Below are 16133 nucleotides of genomic sequence, written 5' to 3' on the forward strand. Positions count from 1 at the left end.
AGGGATGCGAATCAGATCTTCGGCGGGCCGGGGTAGCCGCAATGCGCCCAGGCGGAGGGCCGGAAGTACCAGGCCATGATCACCAGCTTGAGCAGCGAGCCCTGGCCCATGCGCAGCAGGTTCAGGTCGCTGTTTTCCCAGCGGTGCAGGAAGTTGCGGATCTGCTCCGCGCTGGCGTTTTCCCAGCTGCCCCAGATGCCGGTCAACGGGCCGCGTGTAATACCCATGCCGAGCACATCGAACAACTGTTGGGTGAGCTTGAACATCTCCGGCGACAGGTGTTGCAGGCTGTAGTCGAGTTTTTTCAACGTGTCTTCAATCCCGGCGACCACATCCTGGGCGCTGGCCACGCCTTCGAGCAGCACCGGGATCACCGCGCGCAGAAACGGCAGGTCACTGCTGCGCAACATGGCAAAGCCGCTGGCCGGGGTGCTGCTGGAGCAGCCGCTGAGGCTGGCGCCCAGCCCGGCCGTGGCCAGGAAGGCGCCGGCGCACAGACCGATTTTCAAGACGCCGCGCCGCGACAGCGCTGGTGAATCCGTGAGGCTAGGGTTCATTGTTATTGTTATCCCGTGGGTGGCGGTGTCAGCGGACAAACAGCTTCTGGATCAGTTTCTGGATCGATTTGCCGTAGGGCGGGTAGATCAATTTCGCCGCGTTCAGGCGCTGTTTCACCAGCACACCCTTGGCCTTGCTGAACGTCAGGAACCCTTCATGGCCGTGGTAGTGGCCCATGCCCGAGGGGCCGATGCCGCCAAAGGGCATGTCGTCCTGGGCCACGTGCAGGAGGGTGTCGTTCAGGCAGACACCGCCGGAATGGGTCTCGTGGAGGACCCGGTCCTGCTCGCGCTTGTTGTAGCCGAAGTAATACAGGGCCAGCGGGCGAGGGCGCTGGTTGATGTAGGCAAAGGCTTGGTCGATGCCGCGATAAGGCACGATCGGCAGCACCGGGCCGAAGATTTCGTCCTGCATCACGGTCATGTCATCGCTGACATTCAGCAGCAGGCTATGGGCCATGCGTCGTGCCTGGCCCTGGTCGTACAGCGGGATCAGGGTGGCGCCCTTGTCGGTGGCATCCTTGAGGTAGGCATTGAGCCGGGCCAATTGACGCTCATTGATGATGGCGGTGTAGTCCGGGTTGTCGGCCAGCGTCGGATAAAACCCGCGAACCGCCTTGCTGTAGGCCTCGACGAAACCCTCCACGCGGTCCTCCGGCACCAGCACGTAGTCCGGGGCCACGCAGGTTTGCCCGGCGTTCAAGGCTTTACCGAAGGCGATGCGTTCGGCAGCGTCCTTGAGCGGTACGTCGGCGGAGACAATGGCCGGCGACTTGCCGCCCAGTTCCAGGGTGACCGGCGTGAGGTGTTCGGCGGCGGCGCGCATCACGTGCTTGCCGATACTGGTCGCGCCGGTAAACAGCAGGTGATCGAAGCGCAGCTTGGAAAACGCCATGCCCACCTCGGCCTCGCCGAGCACCACGCACACCAGGTCCTCGGGGAAAACCCTCGCCAGTAACGCCTTGAGCAGTTCGCCGGTAGCGGGCGTGGATTCGCTGAGCTTGAGCATCACCCGGTTGCCTGCGGCCAACGCACCGACCAGTGGGCCGATGGTCAGGTACAGCGGGTAGTTCCACGGCACGATCACGCCGACCACGCCCAGGGGTTGGTAAATGACTTTGGCTGACGCAGGTTGGAAGGCCAGGCCTACAGCGCGGCGGGAAGGTTTCATCCAGCCTTTTAGGTGTTTGCTGGCGTAGTGAATGCCATGCAGGCTGGGCATCAGTTCGGCGAACAGGGTTTCGTCGGCGCTGCGCTGGCTGAAATCCTGGCTGATCGCATGGATCAGTGCCTGGCGCTCGTCACTGAGCACATCCCGCAAGGCCTTCAGCCACTGTTGGCGCTGTGCAGCTGGCGGCATCGGGTGGGCGGCGTAGGCGCGGCGTTGGGCGTCGAACAGGTCCTGGAGTTGATCCAGCGCCTGGGCATCTTGCAGGTAGGCAACGTTGGCAGACATGGCGCAGCACCGATTGTTATTGGTCTGCGTGGATTTTTAGAGTCATTGCTCTAAATTGTCAAATGACATTGCAGCAACATGCAGATTTATCCTGGCAAGGATAGGCCGTAAGATGCCCTATCACGTGTACAGAAGCTGATTCCCCTATGGCACCACGAGTAAAGACCAGCGAGCGTATTGTGCAAACCAGCCTGGAGCTTTTTAACCAGCAGGGCGAGCGCAGTATCAGCACCAACCATATCGCCGCCCATATGGAAATTTCGCCGGGCAACCTGTACTACCACTTCCCCAACAAGCAAGCGATCATCTCCGTGCTGTTTCGCGAATATGAAGCGTTGGTGGACAGTTTCCTGCGTCCGCCCCAGGGGCGTGCAATGGTCGTGGAGGACAAGCGCTTTTATCTCCAGGCCGTACTGGCCGGCATGTGGCGCTACCGTTTTCTGCACCGCGACCTTGAACACCTGCTGGAGAGCGACCCGGAGCTGGCCACCGGCTATCGGCGTTTTTCCCAGCGTTGCCTGATCCAGGGCGGCGCCATCTACCAGGGGTTTGTCGATGCGGGCATCCTGAACATGGACCCGGTGCAAACCGAAGCCCTGACCCTCAATGCCTGGATCATCCTCACCTCCTGGGTGCGTTTCCTGTGCACCACCAATGAAAACTCCGCCCACCTGAGCGCCGAAGCCATCAAGCGCGGGGTGTATCAGGTGCTGGTGTTGGAGGCGGGCTTTGTCACGCCCCAGGCAAAAGAAGCGGTGGATGCACTGTTCAAAGAGTTTTACGTGCCGTTGAACCAGGCACTGGAAGAAGTGAAGTAGGACCTTTCCCTAATCTGTTCACAGGAGTCCGTCATGCCGCTTGCCCAACTGATCAGCCCCCAGCAATTGGCCGAGCGCCAGACGTCGGCGGGGCTGGTGATCCTGGATTGCCGTTTTGCCCTGGAAGACCCGGATTACGGGCGTTGCAGCTACGCCGAAGGGCATATCGAGGGTGCGCAATATGCCGACCTGGAGCGCCATCTCAGCGGGTCGGTGATCAAAGGTGTGACCGGGCGTCACCCGTTGCCGGCGGCGGCCACCTTCGCCGAGCAATTGCGAGCCTGGGGTATCCATGCTGACACCGATATCGTGCTGTATGACGACGGCCCTGGCGCCTATGCAGCTCGTGCCTGGTGGCTGCTGGCCTGGCTGGGCAAGCGTGACGGTGTGTTTATCCTGGACGGCGGCCTCAAGGCCTGGCATGCCGCGGGTTTCCCGTTGAGCCTGGACGCGCCGGTAACCGAGCGTGGGACTTTCGATGGCGCGCCGGACAATCACCTGCTGCTGGATGCCGAACACCTGCAAAAACGCCTGGGCCAACCCGGCCTGACCCTGATCGATGCCCGCGCCCAACCGCGCTTTCGCGGTGAAGTTGAGCCCATTGATCCGATTGCCGGGCATATCCCCGGTGCGCAATGTGCGGCGTTCAACGAAAACCTGGGCAGTGACGGGCGTTTCCTCCCGGCCGAGCAACTCAAGCAGCGCTTCGCCGCGCAGTTGCAGGGGCGCTCGCCGGAGGAACTGGTGGCGTATTGCGGTTCGGGCGTGACGGCCTGCCACAACCTGTTCGCCCTGAGCCTGGCGGGTTACCCGTTGGGCAAGTTGTATGCGGGGTCGTGGAGCGAGTGGATTACCGATCCGACGCGGAAAATCGCTACGGGTGACTGAGTTCCCGGCCCGGTAAGCCCAGTCCAAATGTGGGAGGGGCTTGCCCCTCCCAGGTGTTTAACCGTGTCGTGCCAATAACCATTGTGGGATGCGCCGCTCCAGGTAGTAGCCGGGCCGTTTCAGCGAGCCATCGACGAAGCCCACGTGCCCGCCCTTGGCCGTCAGCTCAAACTCGGTGCACGCCGACAGTTCTCTGGCCTCGGGCAAGCTGTGGGCGAATACGAACGGGTCGTCGGCCGCCTGGATAATCAGCGTCGGCGTGCGGATCGCGCCCAGGTAGTAGCGACTCGACGCGCGACGGTAATAGTCCTCGGCACTCAAGAACCCATGCAGCGGCGCGGTAACCCGGCCGTCGAAGTCCCAGAAGGTGCGCATCTTCTCCAGCGAGCCAAGCGCTTCCAGGGTTTTCAGCCCGTCCGCACGGCCATCCTGCAAAAAACGACGTTGTTTGACGCGGATATACGCGAGCATTTCACCCATGAAGTGCTTTTGGTAAACCCGCGAGAAACCTATCCCGATGCGGTCCGCACACTGGTCCAGGCGAAACGGCACCGACACCGCCGCCGCGCCTTGCAGCCCGGATGCCTCGCCGGTTTCCCCCAGGTGCTTAAGCAGCACATTGCCACCCAGCGAATAACCCACCGCATACAGCGGCGCCAGCGGCCGTTTGGCGCGCAGGTGCGCAATCGCGGCGGCGAGGTCTTCGCTGGCGCCTGAGTGATAGCTGCGCGCCAGCAGGTTGGGCTCGCCCGAGCAGCCGCGCCAGTTCAAGGCCGCACTGGCCCAGCCTTGGGCGCCGAGGACTTTTTGCAGGCCGGCCACATAGGGGGAATTGGATGAGCCGGTCAGCCCGTGCAGCACCAGCACCAACGGCGCCTGCGCGTCATGGGGGCCATGCCAGTCGAGGTCGAGAAAGTCGCCGTCTTCCAGCCACAGGCGTTCGCGTTGGCGTTCGATATGGGTAGTCGGCCGCCACAGCGGCCCCCACAGGGTTTGCAGGTGAGGGTTGCCGAGGCCGAAGGCGGGGATGAACTGGTCGGAGGACGGTGTCATGACACTCTCAGTTTTGAGCTGACTCACTGTCTGTGGTGAGCAGGCTTGCTCACCACAGATTTTAAGCGACGCTTTCGACCAATCGATGCCACAGCGCGTAATACACACGACCGGATTTCTGCTCCCGGTGCAGGCGCCAGGCGCCCGGCAAGCCCAGGGTAGACGGCGCGGTCTCGCTTTCAGTGTAGATCCACGCATCCGGTGCCAGCCATTGGCGCTCTTCGAGCAAGGCGCACACGGTCGGCAACAGGTTCTGGTTGAACGGTGGGTCGAGGAACACCACGTCGTAGGCACTGGGCGCCTGGGTTTCCAGGTAGCGCAGGGCGTCGGCGGTCTGCACCTGGCCATTGGTGCAGCGCAGGGTGCCCAGGTGTTCCTTGAGGCTGGACACCGCGACATTGCTGGCATCCAGCGCCTGGGCCTGGGCTGCGCCACGGGACAGCGCCTCCAGGAACAGCGCGCCACTGCCGGCGAACGGGTCCAGCACCTTGGCGCCGGCGATGTACGGCGCCAGCCAGTTGAACAGGGTTTCACGTACGCGGTCCGGCGTCGGGCGCAGGCCCACGACGTCGGGGAAGCTCAGCTTGCGGCTGCCCCATTCGCCGCCAATGATGCGCAGTTGGCCCACACCGTTATGCACGTTGTGGACAGGTTTTTTCGGGCGAGATGAACTGGCCATTAATGCTCCGGAACCCCGAGCGGCTGCTCGGCAGGTTTATCAGTGGGGGGCGGTAGTGGCTTTTGCGCAGTCGTTGGGCCGGCGGTCACGATGACCATCTTGTCGGCGCTCAAGTGTTTGTTCAAGGCCGCCTTGACCTGCTCTACGGTCAGGGCCTGGGATTGTTTCATGAAATCTTCCAGATAGCTCAGCGGCAGGTTGTAGAAACCCATGGCGCCCAGCTGTCCGACGATATCGGCGTTGCTTGCGGTGGACAGCGGGAAGCTGCCGGCCAGCTCGCGCTTGGCGTCATCCAGTTCCTTTTGCGTCGGGCCGGTCTTGAGGTAGTCGGCGAGCACGTCTTCGACCAGGCGCAGGGTGCCGCCGCTCATTTCGGCGCGGGTCTGCAGGTTGATCATGAACGGGCCACGCACTTGCATCGGCGAGAAACCGGAATACACCCCATAGGTCAGGCCACGTTTCTCGCGCACTTCGCTCATCAAGCGGGTGCCGAAGCCACCGCCGCCGAGAATCTGGTTGCCCAGGGACAGGGCGGCGTAGTCCGGGTCGGCGCGGTCGATGCCCAATTGGGCGAACAGCAGGTGAGTCTGTTTGGACGGGAACTCGATATGGCTCAGGCCGGCCTTGGGCTCGGTCGGCTGGGCGATCTTCGCCATGGCCGGGCCCTTGGGCAGCGCGGCCGACACTTTGGCGGTCATCGCTTCGGCTTCGGCGCGGGTCAAGTCGCCGACCACGGCAATCACCGCATTACCCGCCGCATAAGCCTTGGCGTGGAACGCCTGCAGCTGCGCGAGGGTAATCTTCGGAACGCTTTCCGGCGTGCCTTCGCTCGGGTGAGCGTAGGGGTGATCGCCGTACAGGCGCTTGAACAGCTCCAGGCTCGCCAGCTTGCCGGGGTTCTGCTTCTGGTATTCAAAGCCGGCGAGGATCTGGTTCTTGATCCGCGCCAGGGAGTCGGCGGGGAAGGTCGGCTTGCCGATCACCTCGTCAAACAGCGCCAGGGCGGCGTCGCGTTTAGCGCTGTCGCTGAGGCTGCGCAGGGACACCAGCGCCATATCGCGATAAGCGCCATTGCCAAAGTCGGCGCCCAGGCCTTCAAAACCACTGGCAATCTGGCTCACATCCTTGCCCGGTACACCTTCGTTGAGCATGGCGTTGGTCATCAGCGCCAGGCCCGGCACGTTGCCGTCCTGGCTGCTGCCGGCGGCGAACAGGATGCGCATGTCGAACATCGGCAACTCATGGGCTTCGACGAACAGCACCTTGGCGCCTTCGGCGGTGGTCCAGGTTTGCACGTCGAGCTTGCGGTTGGTCGGCGCCTTGCCGTCCAGTTCCGCCAGGGATTGCAGTTTGTTGGTCGATTGAGCCTTGTCCAATGCCTGGCTGGCGACGGAGTCACTCGGGCGCAGGAAGTACACGGCGCTCGCCGCGATCAACGTGACGACGATCAGGCCCGGCAGGATCAGGCGGCTGCTTTTGCGATCACTCATGAGCGGTCTCCTCAGGCAAAACATGGGCGACGCTCAGACGTTCGCGGGTGAAATAGGTGCGCGCGGCCTTCTGGATATCTTCCGGGGTCACGCTTTGCAGGTCGGCCAGTTCGGTGTCCATGAGTTTCCAGGACAGGCCCACGGTTTCCAGGGAGCCAATGGCCGTGGCCTGGCTGGTGATGGAATCGCGTTGGTACACCAGGCCGGCGATGACCTGGGCACGGATGCGTTCCAGTTCTTCGGCGGTCGGTGGCTTGGCCTTCAGCTCTTCCAGCAGGCGCCACAGGCCGGCTTCGGCTTGGGCAACGGTCTTTTTCTTCTGCTGGTTCGGGGTGGCCGAGAGGGTGAACAGGCTGTCGCCCCGGGTGTAGGCGTCGTAGTTGGTGGACGCGGCGGATACCAGCTCTTCGCCACGCTCCAGTTGCTCGGAGATCCGTGCACTGTAGCCGCCGTCCAGCAGGGCCGAGATCAGGCGCAGGGCCTGGACCGAACGCTTGTCTTCGGCGGTGGCCAGGCCAGGTACGTTGAAGCCCAGGATCACGCTCGGCAATTGGGTCTGCACATGCATGGTCAGCAGGCGCTCGCCGGGCTCGGCCAGCTCCATCGGAACCTTGGCGGGCGGTACGTCACGCTTGGGGATCGGGCCGAAGTAGCGCTGGGCCAGGTTTTTTACCTCGTCCGGGGTGACGTCGCCGACCACCACCAACGTGGCGTTGTTCGGTACATACCAGGACTGGTACCAGTGGCGCAGTTCCTCGACCTTCATGCGGTCGAGGTCGGCCATCCAGCCGATGGTCGGGGTGTGATAGCCGCTGGCCGGGAAGGCCATCGCCTTGAAGCGCTCGAAGGCCTTGGACATCGGGTTGTCGTCGGTGCGCAGGCGGCGTTCTTCCTTGATCACCTCGATTTCGCGGCTGAACTCGTCGGCCGGCAGGCGCAGGCTGGCCATGCGGTCGGCTTCCAGCTCAAAGGCAACGCCCAGGCGGTCACGGGCCAGCACCTGGTAGTAGGCGGTGTAGTCATCGCTGGTGAAGGCGTTTTCTTCGGCGCCCAGGTCACGCAGGATCAGCGAGGCTTCGCCGGGGCCGACCTTGGCGCTGCCCTTGAACATCATGTGCTCCAGGGCGTGGGACAAACCGGTCTGGCCCGGGGTTTCGTAGCTCGAACCGACCTTGTACCAGACCTGGGAAACCACCACCGGCGCGCGATGGTCTTCGCGCACGACCACCTTGAGGCCGTTATCCAGGGTGAATTCATGGGTGGGTTGTGGGTCGGCAGCCAAGGCTGAAAGGGGCAGACAAACTGTGCTGAACAGCAGGCCTGCGGCGTGGCGGGCTAGAGCATTCATTCGTTTTTAAACCTGTTGGGCTGCCCGCTTGGTCTTAGCGTCGGCGGGCGAGGAGGTGCTAGGATACTGATCCGACCTAGGGACGGCCACTATGGCTGTCTTGTTAAGGCCCTATTTAGGCCTTACAAAATGTTGCGCATGAACGAGCTGGCTAAAAAACAGTCTGTTACGCATCGAATTTTATTTACCGATGTGCCCCTTGGCGCGTCGCTACCTTGAGATAGCCGTCTCCATGTTTGGTTCCAACGACGACAAGAAGACCCCAGCTGCGGCTGGCGAGAAGAAAGGCCTGTTCGGATGGCTGCGCAAAAAGCCGCAGGAAACCGTCGCTGAACAGCCACAGGTTCAAGCTGAGCCGATCCCCGAGCCTATAGTAGAAGCCGAGTCCGTTGCCGAAGCACCGGCCCCGGTGGTGTTGCCGATGGCTGAGCCGGTGTTGCAGCCGGTGGCCGAGGTGGAGCCTGAGCCCGAACACAAGCCGTGGCCTGAGCTGCCGGTGCCCGAAGAGCCTGTGGCGCTGGTTGAAGATGTGCAGGCCGAGCATGTGGTGCCGCCGATTCCGGTGACCGTTGAGCCACAGCCGGTCGTTGTCGAAGCTCCCGTGCCCGCGCTCGTCGAGCCGGTGGTTGCCGCTCCCGCCGTCGTCGAAGCGCCCGTCGCCCCCACCGAAACCAGCAAGACCGGCTTCTTCGCCCGCCTCAAGCAAGGCCTGAGCAAGACCAGCGCCAGCATCGGCGAAGGCATGGCCAGCCTGTTCCTCGGCAAGAAAGTCATCGACGATGAGCTGCTGGAAGACATCGAAACCCGCCTGCTGACCGCCGACGTGGGCGTCGAAGCCACCGCCGTGATCATCCAGAGCTTGACCCAGAAGGTCGCACGCAAGCAGTTGACCGATGCCGACGCCCTCTACAAATCCTTGCAGGCCGAGCTGGCTGCGATGCTCAAACCCGTGGAAGCACCGCTGGTGATCACCCCGAACAAGCCGTTCGTGATCCTGGTCGTGGGTGTCAACGGCGCCGGCAAGACCACCACCATCGGCAAACTGGCCAAGAAGCTGCAGTCGGAAGGCAAGAAAGTCATGCTCGCCGCCGGCGACACCTTCCGCGCCGCTGCCGTCGAGCAATTGCAGGTCTGGGGGGAGCGCAACAAGATCCCGGTCATCGCCCAGCACACCGGTGCCGATTCCGCCTCGGTGATCTTCGACGCCGTGCAAGCCGCCAAGGCTCGTAACATCGACGTGCTGATCGCGGATACCGCCGGTCGCCTGCACACCAAAGACAACCTGATGGAAGAGCTGAAGAAAGTCCGCCGCGTGATCGGCAAGCTCGATGCAGACGCCCCGCACGAAGTGCTGCTGGTGCTCGACGCCGGTACCGGGCAGAACGCCATCAGCCAGGCCAAGCAATTCAACCAGACGGTCCAGCTGACCGGCCTGGCCTTGACTAAGCTCGACGGCACGGCAAAAGGTGGCGTGATCTTCGCCCTGGCCAAGCAGTTTGGGTTGCCGATTCGTTATATCGGCGTCGGTGAAGGCATCGACGACCTGCGCACCTTTGAAGCCGAACCCTTTGTCCAGGCACTGTTTGCCGAGCGGGAGCGTTCATGATTCGATTCGAACAGGTCGGTAAACGCTATGCCAACGGGCATGTGGGCTTGCATGAGCTGAGCTTTCGAGTGCGCCGCGGCGAGTTCTTGTTTGTCACCGGTCACTCGGGGGCCGGCAAAAGTACGCTGTTGCGCTTGCTGCTGGCCATGGAACGCCCGACCACGGGCAAGTTGCTGTTGGCGGGCCAGGACCTGGCTACCATCAGCAATGCGCAGATCCCGTTCCTGCGCCGCCAGATCGGCGTGGTGTTCCAGAACCACCAGTTGCTGTTCGATCGCACGGTGTTCAACAACATTGCCCTGCCGTTGCAGATTCTTGGGCTGTCCAAGGCCGAAATCGTCAAGCGCGTGGATTCGGCCCTGGAGCGCGTGGCGCTGTCGGACAAGACCGACCTCTACCCCGGCGACCTGTCCACCGGCCAGCAACAGCGCGTCGGCATTGCCCGCGCCATCGTCCACCGCCCGGCCTTGCTGCTGGCGGACGAACCCACCGGTAACCTCGACCCGCGCCTGGCGGCCGAGATCATGGGCGTATTCGAGGATATCAACCGTCTGGGCACCAGCGTACTGATCGCCAGCCATGACCTGGCGCTGATTGCCCGCATGCGCCATCGCATGCTGACCCTGCAACGCGGTCGCCTGATCGGTGACGGGGAGGCTGGCGTATGAGTGCAACACGTAGCCCCAAGGTTTCCGAGCGCGTGGCGCCGAAACCGGCCGATCCGCAACCGAAAAAGAAAAAACACGACGATGACGATGGCCCCGACTTCAGCACCCTGCTGCGCGCCTGGATCGAAAGCCATCGCGCCAGCCTGCTGGACAGCCTGCGTCGCCTGGGCAAGCAGCCGATCGGCAGCTTTTTTACCTGCCTGGTGATGGCCGTGGCCCTGAGCCTGCCGATGGGCTTGTCGCTGCTGCTTAATAATGTCGAACGCCTGGGCGGTTCCTGGCAGCGTGCGGCACAGATTTCCCTGTACCTGAACCTCGATGCCAGCACCAAGGAAGGCGAAGCGCTACGGGACGATATCAAGAACATGCCGGGCGTCGCGGACGCCGAGTACGTCAGTCGCGACCAGGCCCTCGAGGAGTTCCAGCAGCAGTCCGGCCTGGGCGAGGCGTTGAAAGAGCTGCCGCAGAACCCGTTGCCGGGCGTGGTGCTGGTGACGCCGAATGAAGTCGACAAGACGGGCCTTGAAGCCCTGCGACAAAAACTCGCAGAGATGCCGAAGGTGCAACAGGCGCAACTTGATCTAGTCTGGGTGGAGCGCCTGGCGGCGATCCTCAAGCTGGGCGACCGCTTTGTGTTCGGCCTGACGGTGCTGTTGGTGTCTGCATTACTTTTGGTGATAGGTAATACCATTCGTCTTCATATTGAAAACCGTCGCACCGAGATAGAAGTGATTAAACTGGTCGGCGGCACGGACAGCTATGTGCGTCGGCCTTTTCTGTACATGGGCGCGCTTTATGGCCTGGGTGCGGGGATTTTGTCCTGGGGCGTGCTGGCATTCGGCCTGAACTGGCTGAACGACGCGGTTGTCGGGCTTGCCGGCTTGTACGGCAGCGATTTTGCCCTGGCCGGGGTGCCGGTTGCCGATGGTCTGTCGCTCTTGCTTGGCGCGGTATTGTTGGGTTATATCGGTGCCTGGATTGCGGTCGCACGGCATTTACGCGAGCTGGCACCGAAGTAGTTAATGTCAGGGTAATGTGGTTTCGTTTGTATTGACCGTATCAGTGGTTTAGGGAACTTGTCCTACGGTTCCCGGTCAATTTTCGCAGTGCTGAACTGCACGAGTTATGTGAGTCGGAGGTTTTTTCGTATGACCACTTCTTTGCAACCTGCTTATGCCTTGGTCCCGGGTGCGAACCTGGAAGCCTATGTGCACACGGTCAACAGCATTCCATTGCTGACGCCCGAGCAGGAGCGTGAACTGGCCGAGAGTCTCTACTATGAGCAGGATTTGGGGGCGGCTCGGCAGATGGTGCTCGCCCACCTGCGTTTTGTCGTACATATCGCCCGTAGCTATAGCGGCTACGGCCTGGCCCAGGCTGACCTGATCCAGGAAGGCAACGTCGGCCTGATGAAGGCTGTAAAGCGCTTCAACCCTGAGATGGGCGTGCGCCTGGTGTCGTTTGCCGTGCACTGGATCAAGGCGGAAATCCACGAGTTCATCCTGCGCAACTGGCGCATCGTGAAAGTCGCGACCACCAAGGCCCAACGCAAGCTGTTCTTCAACCTGCGCAGCCAGAAAAAACGCCTGGCGTGGCTGAACAACGAGGAAGTCCACCGCGTGGCCGAAAGCCTCGGCGTGGAGCCCCGTGAAGTGCGCGAGATGGAAAGCCGCCTGACCGGCCATGACATGGCCTTCGACCCGGCCGCCGAAGCGGACGACGACAGTGCTTTCCAATCGCCGGCCAACTACCTGGAAGACCACCGGTACGACCCGGCGCGTCAACTGGAAGACGCCGACTGGAGCGACAACTCCAACCACAACCTGCACGAAGCGCTGGAAGTGCTGGACGACCGCAGCCGTGACATCCTCTACCAGCGCTGGCTGGCGGAAGAAAAAGCCACGCTGCACGACCTGGCGCAGAAGTACAACGTGTCGGCCGAGCGCATTCGTCAGCTTGAGAAAAGCGCGATGAACAAGCTGAAGTTGTCGATCGCCGCCTGAACATGTGGGAGGGGATAAGCCCCTCCCACATTTGTTTGTATCAGTCGGACCAAGGTGCTTTGCGGGAATTGTTCAGTTCCACCAGGTAACCCTCTCCGCCCAGCTGGCTCATCTGCTGGCGAATCCAGGCTGCCCGCCGCGCCACATACGCGGTCGGATGGCTGGCACTCCATACCCGTGGATTAGGCAACACCGCCGCCAGGTAGCTGGCCTGCTGCCGGGACAGTCCCTTGGCACTCACCCCAAAGTGATGTCGCGCCGCCGCTTCCGCGCCAAACACGCCTTCATCCCATTCCACGCTGTTGAGGTACACCTCAAGAATCCGCTGCTTGGGCCACAACACCTCGATCAGCCCGGTAAACCAGGCCTCCAGGCCTTTGCGCAAATAACTGCGACCCGCCCACAGGAACAGGTTTTTCGACACCTGCTGGCTCAGCGTGCTCGCGCCCCGGATCGAACCGCCGCGCTCGTTGTGCAGGAGCGCCGCCTGGATGGCGCCGAAATCAAAGCCCCAATGCTGCGGGAAGCGCTGGTCTTCACCGGCCATCACCGCCACTTTCAGGTCGTCGGAGATCTCGTCCCACGGCACCCAGGTGCGTTGCAGGTCAATGGGTTCGCCGTCGAACCAGGATTCGACCTTGCGCTCCACCATCAGCGCGGTGAAGGGCGGCGGGACGACACGGAACAGCAGCACCAGCAGAACACTGCCGATGGCAAACCATTTCACGACGTTGAGAAGGCGTTTGAAGAGGACACGCAGCATAGAGATGGCTTGGCCGAACCCGTTGAGCGGGCCATTATACAGACCCTGTTCAATGAGTCTGACTGGAGTTCCTCATGCTGCGTAGCTTTCTGATGCTGGCTGCCTTTTTCGGCTTCACCGGTGTCGCCCTCGGTGCGTTCGCCGCCCATGGCCTGAAGAGCCGCCTGAGCGCGGAGTACCTGGCGATCTTTCACACTGGCGTGACCTATCAGTTGGTGCACACCCTGGCGCTGTTCGGCGTGGCGCTGCTGCTGGCGCATATTCCGGGGCGCCTGGTGACGTGGGCGGGCGTGTCCTTTGTCGTCGGTATCCTGCTGTTCTCCGGCAGCCTGTACGTGCTGACCACCACGGGGATCAGCAAACTCGGCATCATCACCCCCTTCGGCGGGTTGGCGTTCCTGCTGGGTTGGTTCTTCCTGGGCCTGGCTGCCTGGCGCATGCAACTGACCGCTTGACGCTTGGAGCTGACCTTCAGGTGCCAATCGAGCTAGAATGCTGGCCCCTAAAAACGATGGCGGCCCGTGGCATGCGCATTCAGTTGAACGGCGAATCCCTTGAACTGCCCGACGGTGAAACCGTTGCGGCCCTGCTGACCCGCCTGGACCTGACCGGGCGTCGCGTCGCAGTGGAACTCAACCTGGATATCGTCCCGCGTAGCCAGCACGCCGAGACCACGCTCACCGAGGGTGACCAGGTCGAGGTGGTCCACGCCATCGGCGGCGGCTAGTCCCGCGCTTTTATGTAGCCCCGGATTCTGCAGAACCTCACCCCATTTCGAGGATTTCCCATGAGCATCGTTCGTAGCGACAAGCCCTTCGTCCTGGCCGGTCGTACCTACCAGTCCCGTCTGCTGGTCGGCACCGGCAAGTACCGCGACATGGAAGAAACCCGCCAGGCCATCGAAGCCTCGGGCGCCGAGATCGTGACCTTCGCCGTGCGCCGCACCAACCTCGGCCAGATCGAGGGCGAGCCGAACCTGCTCGACGTGCTGTCGCCGGATCGCTATACCTTCCTGCCGAACACCGCCGGTTGCTACGACGCCATCGAGGCCGTGCGCACCTGTCGCCTGGCCCGTGAACTGCTCGACGGACACAACCTGGTCAAGCTGGAAGTGCTGGCCGACCAGAAAACCCTGTTCCCCAACGTGATCGAAACCCTCAAGGCCGCCGAGACCCTGGTCAAGGAAGGTTTTGACGTGATGGTCTACACCAGCGATGACCCGATCATCGCCCGCCAACTGGCCGAAATCGGCTGTATCGCCGTGATGCCGCTGGCCGGCCTGATCGGTTCCGGGCTGGGTATCTGCAATCCGTACAACCTGCAGATCATCCTCGAAGAAGCCAAGATCCCGGTCTTGGTGGACGCCGGTGTCGGTACCGCCTCCGACGCCACCATCGCCATGGAACTGGGCTGTGATGCGGTGCTGATGAACTCGGCCATCGCCCACGCCCAGCAACCGGTGCTGATGGCCGAAGCCATGAAACACGCCATCGTCGCCGGCCGCCTGGCCTACCTCGCCGGGCGCATGCCAAAAAAACTCTACGCCAGCGCCTCTTCGCCGCTGGATGGTCTGATCAAGTAAGAGCCATTGATGACTGAATCAAACGAAACGCCGAACACCGTGGAAGAAGGCGACGAGTCCAAGCACCGCCGCATCAAGAGTTTTGTGATGCGCGCCGGCCGCATGACCGAGGGCCAGCAAAAGGGCCTGGAGCAAGGTACGCCGCTGTTCGTCCTGCCTCTGGCCGATGCGCCGGTGGACTATGACCAGGTGTTCGGCCGTTCGGCCCCGCGTTCCCTGGAAATCGGTTTCGGCATGGGTCACTCCCTGCTGGAAATGGCCGCAGCCTCGCCGGAACAGGATTTCATCGGCGTGGAAGTCCACCGCCCAGGTGTCGGTGCGCTGCTGAATGGCGTGCTGACTCAAGGCCTGACCAACCTGCGGGTCTATGACTGCGACGCGATCGAAGTGCTCAACCGCTGCATCGCCGACAACAGCCTCGACCGCCTGATGCTGTTCTTCCCCGATCCATGGCACAAGAGCCGTCACCACAAGCGCCGCATCGTCCAGGCCTCCTTCGCGGAGCTGGTGCGCAGCAAGCTGAAAGTCGGCGGTATCCTGCATATGGCTACCGACTGGGAACCCTATGCCGAATACATGCTGGAAGTCATGGACGTTGCCCCTGGCTACCGCAACCTGGCGCAAGACGGCAAATGCGTACCACGCCCGGCCGAACGCCCGATCACCAAGTTCGAGCGGCGTGGCGAGCGCTTGGGGCATGGGGTGTGGGATTTGAAGTTCGAGAAGCTGGCGTAACTCGCCACTGACTTGAAATGCAATTCAATGTGGGAGGGGGCTTGCCCCGGTACAAACCGGGGACATCGTTTACATTTCTAACCGGGGACATGGTTTACAGGCTAATACGCATGATCAGGAGGTAACTGATCATGCCCTGGAACCAAGAGTCCCCCATGAATCAAAGAATCAAGCTGGTAGCTGATTGGCTTTCTGGCAACTTCACTAAAAGCCAGTTGGCACGCCGCTTTGACGTTAGCCGACCTACCGTCGATAAGTGGATTGCCCGGCACGACGGCGATTTGAGGTCTTTATCCGAACTGTCCCGGCGACCTCACAACAGCCCAAACAAAACCGACGACGAGATTTTGGCCCGTGTAGTAGCGATGAAGGAGGCTCACGATAAATGGGGGCCGAAAAAGCTTCTCGAACTATTACGGCTGGAAGATCCCTCCGTCACCTGGCCCTCTCCAAGTACGGCCGGTCAATGGCTTGACCGACTTGGGCT

At 62.1% G+C, this 16133-nt stretch carries 18 protein-coding genes; 11 read left to right on the plus strand and 7 right to left on the minus strand.

Annotation, left to right across the window (positions count from 1 at the left end; translation table 11 throughout):
• Positions 1 to 11: 11 nt before the first annotated feature.
• Together AC07OP_RS11345 and AC07OP_RS11350 are read right to left on the minus strand one after the other, a co-directional pair.
• Positions 12 to 557 (minus strand): twin-arginine translocation pathway signal protein, encoded by a 546-nt coding sequence (locus tag AC07OP_RS11345; protein WP_495100893.1) that lies wholly within the window; start codon positions 555 to 557, stop codon positions 12 to 14.
• A gap of 28 nt (positions 558 to 585) precedes the next feature.
• The gene (locus AC07OP_RS11350) at positions 586 to 2013 is read right to left on the minus strand and encodes a coniferyl aldehyde dehydrogenase (protein WP_495100894.1); all 1428 of its coding nucleotides are present in this window, start codon (positions 2011 to 2013) and stop codon (positions 586 to 588) included.
• 146 nt (positions 2014 to 2159) lie between these two features.
• Here AC07OP_RS11350 and AC07OP_RS11355 point away from each other — a divergent pair, with 146 nt between their 5' ends.
• Both AC07OP_RS11355 and AC07OP_RS11360 read left to right on the plus strand, forming a co-directional pair.
• Complete coding sequence (locus AC07OP_RS11355) at positions 2160 to 2831, plus strand: TetR/AcrR family transcriptional regulator (protein ID WP_115485567.1); 672 nt, start codon at positions 2160 to 2162, stop codon at positions 2829 to 2831.
• Between the two features lie 33 nt (positions 2832 to 2864).
• Entirely contained in the window at positions 2865 to 3719 is an 855-nt protein-coding gene (locus AC07OP_RS11360) for a sulfurtransferase (protein ID WP_495100895.1), read from the plus strand.
• Between the two features lie 57 nt (positions 3720 to 3776).
• On the opposite strand, the gene AC07OP_RS11365 is transcribed toward AC07OP_RS11360, so the two are convergent.
• The 4 genes from AC07OP_RS11365 to AC07OP_RS11380 all read right to left on the minus strand — a co-directional run bounded on the left by AC07OP_RS11365 (position 3777) and on the right by AC07OP_RS11380 (position 8289).
• The gene (locus tag AC07OP_RS11365; protein WP_495100896.1) at positions 3777 to 4772 is read right to left on the minus strand and encodes a hydrolase; all 996 of its coding nucleotides are present in this window, start codon (positions 4770 to 4772) and stop codon (positions 3777 to 3779) included.
• Between the two features lie 61 nt (positions 4773 to 4833).
• Positions 4834 to 5451 (minus strand): 16S rRNA (guanine(966)-N(2))-methyltransferase RsmD, encoded by a 618-nt coding sequence (gene rsmD / locus AC07OP_RS11370; RefSeq protein WP_027606107.1) that lies wholly within the window; start codon positions 5449 to 5451, stop codon positions 4834 to 4836.
• Complete coding sequence (locus tag AC07OP_RS11375; protein ID WP_495100897.1) at positions 5451 to 6941, minus strand: M16 family metallopeptidase; 1491 nt, start codon at positions 6939 to 6941, stop codon at positions 5451 to 5453. The genes rsmD and AC07OP_RS11375 overlap by 1 nt, the downstream gene beginning before the upstream one ends.
• Complete coding sequence (locus tag AC07OP_RS11380; protein ID WP_027606105.1) at positions 6934 to 8289, minus strand: M16 family metallopeptidase; 1356 nt, start codon at positions 8287 to 8289, stop codon at positions 6934 to 6936. The genes AC07OP_RS11375 and AC07OP_RS11380 overlap by 8 nt, the downstream gene beginning before the upstream one ends.
• 232 nt (positions 8290 to 8521) lie before the next feature.
• On the opposite strand from AC07OP_RS11380, the gene ftsY reads away from it, so the two are divergent.
• From ftsY to rpoH, 4 genes are all read left to right on the plus strand, one after another.
• Complete coding sequence (ftsY, locus tag AC07OP_RS11385) at positions 8522 to 9895, plus strand: signal recognition particle-docking protein FtsY (RefSeq protein WP_495100898.1); 1374 nt, start codon at positions 8522 to 8524, stop codon at positions 9893 to 9895.
• A complete protein-coding gene (gene ftsE / locus AC07OP_RS11390; protein WP_003213784.1) occupies positions 9892 to 10563 on the plus strand; it encodes a cell division ATP-binding protein FtsE in 672 nt (223 codons plus the stop codon). Before ftsY ends, ftsE begins: the two co-directional genes overlap by 4 nt.
• Positions 10560 to 11582: a permease-like cell division protein FtsX gene (ftsX, locus tag AC07OP_RS11395; protein ID WP_115485571.1), complete on the plus strand. Its 1023-nt coding sequence runs from the start codon at positions 10560 to 10562 to the stop codon at positions 11580 to 11582. The genes ftsE and ftsX overlap by 4 nt, the downstream gene beginning before the upstream one ends.
• A 129-nt stretch (positions 11583 to 11711) precedes the next feature.
• The gene (gene rpoH / locus AC07OP_RS11400; protein WP_003176698.1) at positions 11712 to 12566 is read left to right on the plus strand and encodes an RNA polymerase sigma factor RpoH; all 855 of its coding nucleotides are present in this window, start codon (positions 11712 to 11714) and stop codon (positions 12564 to 12566) included.
• Between the two features lie 40 nt (positions 12567 to 12606).
• Here the strand turns inward: rpoH and mtgA are convergent, their stop codons facing one another.
• Positions 12607 to 13329, minus strand: a complete 723-nt coding sequence (gene mtgA, locus AC07OP_RS11405; protein ID WP_141156228.1) for a monofunctional biosynthetic peptidoglycan transglycosylase — start codon at positions 13327 to 13329, stop codon at positions 12607 to 12609.
• Between the two features lie 74 nt (positions 13330 to 13403).
• Between mtgA and AC07OP_RS11410 the strand changes: the two genes are divergently transcribed.
• From AC07OP_RS11410 to AC07OP_RS11430, 5 genes are all read left to right on the plus strand, one after another.
• Positions 13404 to 13784 carry a DUF423 domain-containing protein gene (locus AC07OP_RS11410; protein ID WP_065938111.1) on the plus strand — a complete coding sequence of 127 codons (381 nt, stop codon included), beginning with the start codon at positions 13404 to 13406 and terminating at the stop codon, positions 13782 to 13784.
• Between the two features lie 71 nt (positions 13785 to 13855).
• Positions 13856 to 14056: a sulfur carrier protein ThiS gene (gene thiS / locus AC07OP_RS11415; protein WP_049711100.1), complete on the plus strand. Its 201-nt coding sequence runs from the start codon at positions 13856 to 13858 to the stop codon at positions 14054 to 14056.
• 60 nt (positions 14057 to 14116) lie between these two features.
• Positions 14117 to 14911, plus strand: a complete 795-nt coding sequence (locus AC07OP_RS11420; RefSeq protein ID WP_027606099.1) for a thiazole synthase — start codon at positions 14117 to 14119, stop codon at positions 14909 to 14911.
• A gap of 9 nt (positions 14912 to 14920) precedes the next feature.
• Positions 14921 to 15646: a tRNA (guanosine(46)-N7)-methyltransferase TrmB gene (gene trmB, locus AC07OP_RS11425; protein WP_027606098.1), complete on the plus strand. Its 726-nt coding sequence runs from the start codon at positions 14921 to 14923 to the stop codon at positions 15644 to 15646.
• A gap of 131 nt (positions 15647 to 15777) precedes the next feature.
• A partial coding sequence (locus AC07OP_RS11430; RefSeq protein ID WP_495100899.1) for a helix-turn-helix domain-containing protein occupies positions 15778 to 16133 on the plus strand: 356 nt, incomplete at its 3' end.

The organism is Pseudomonas sp. GW821-FHT09D08, assembly GCF_059416305.1.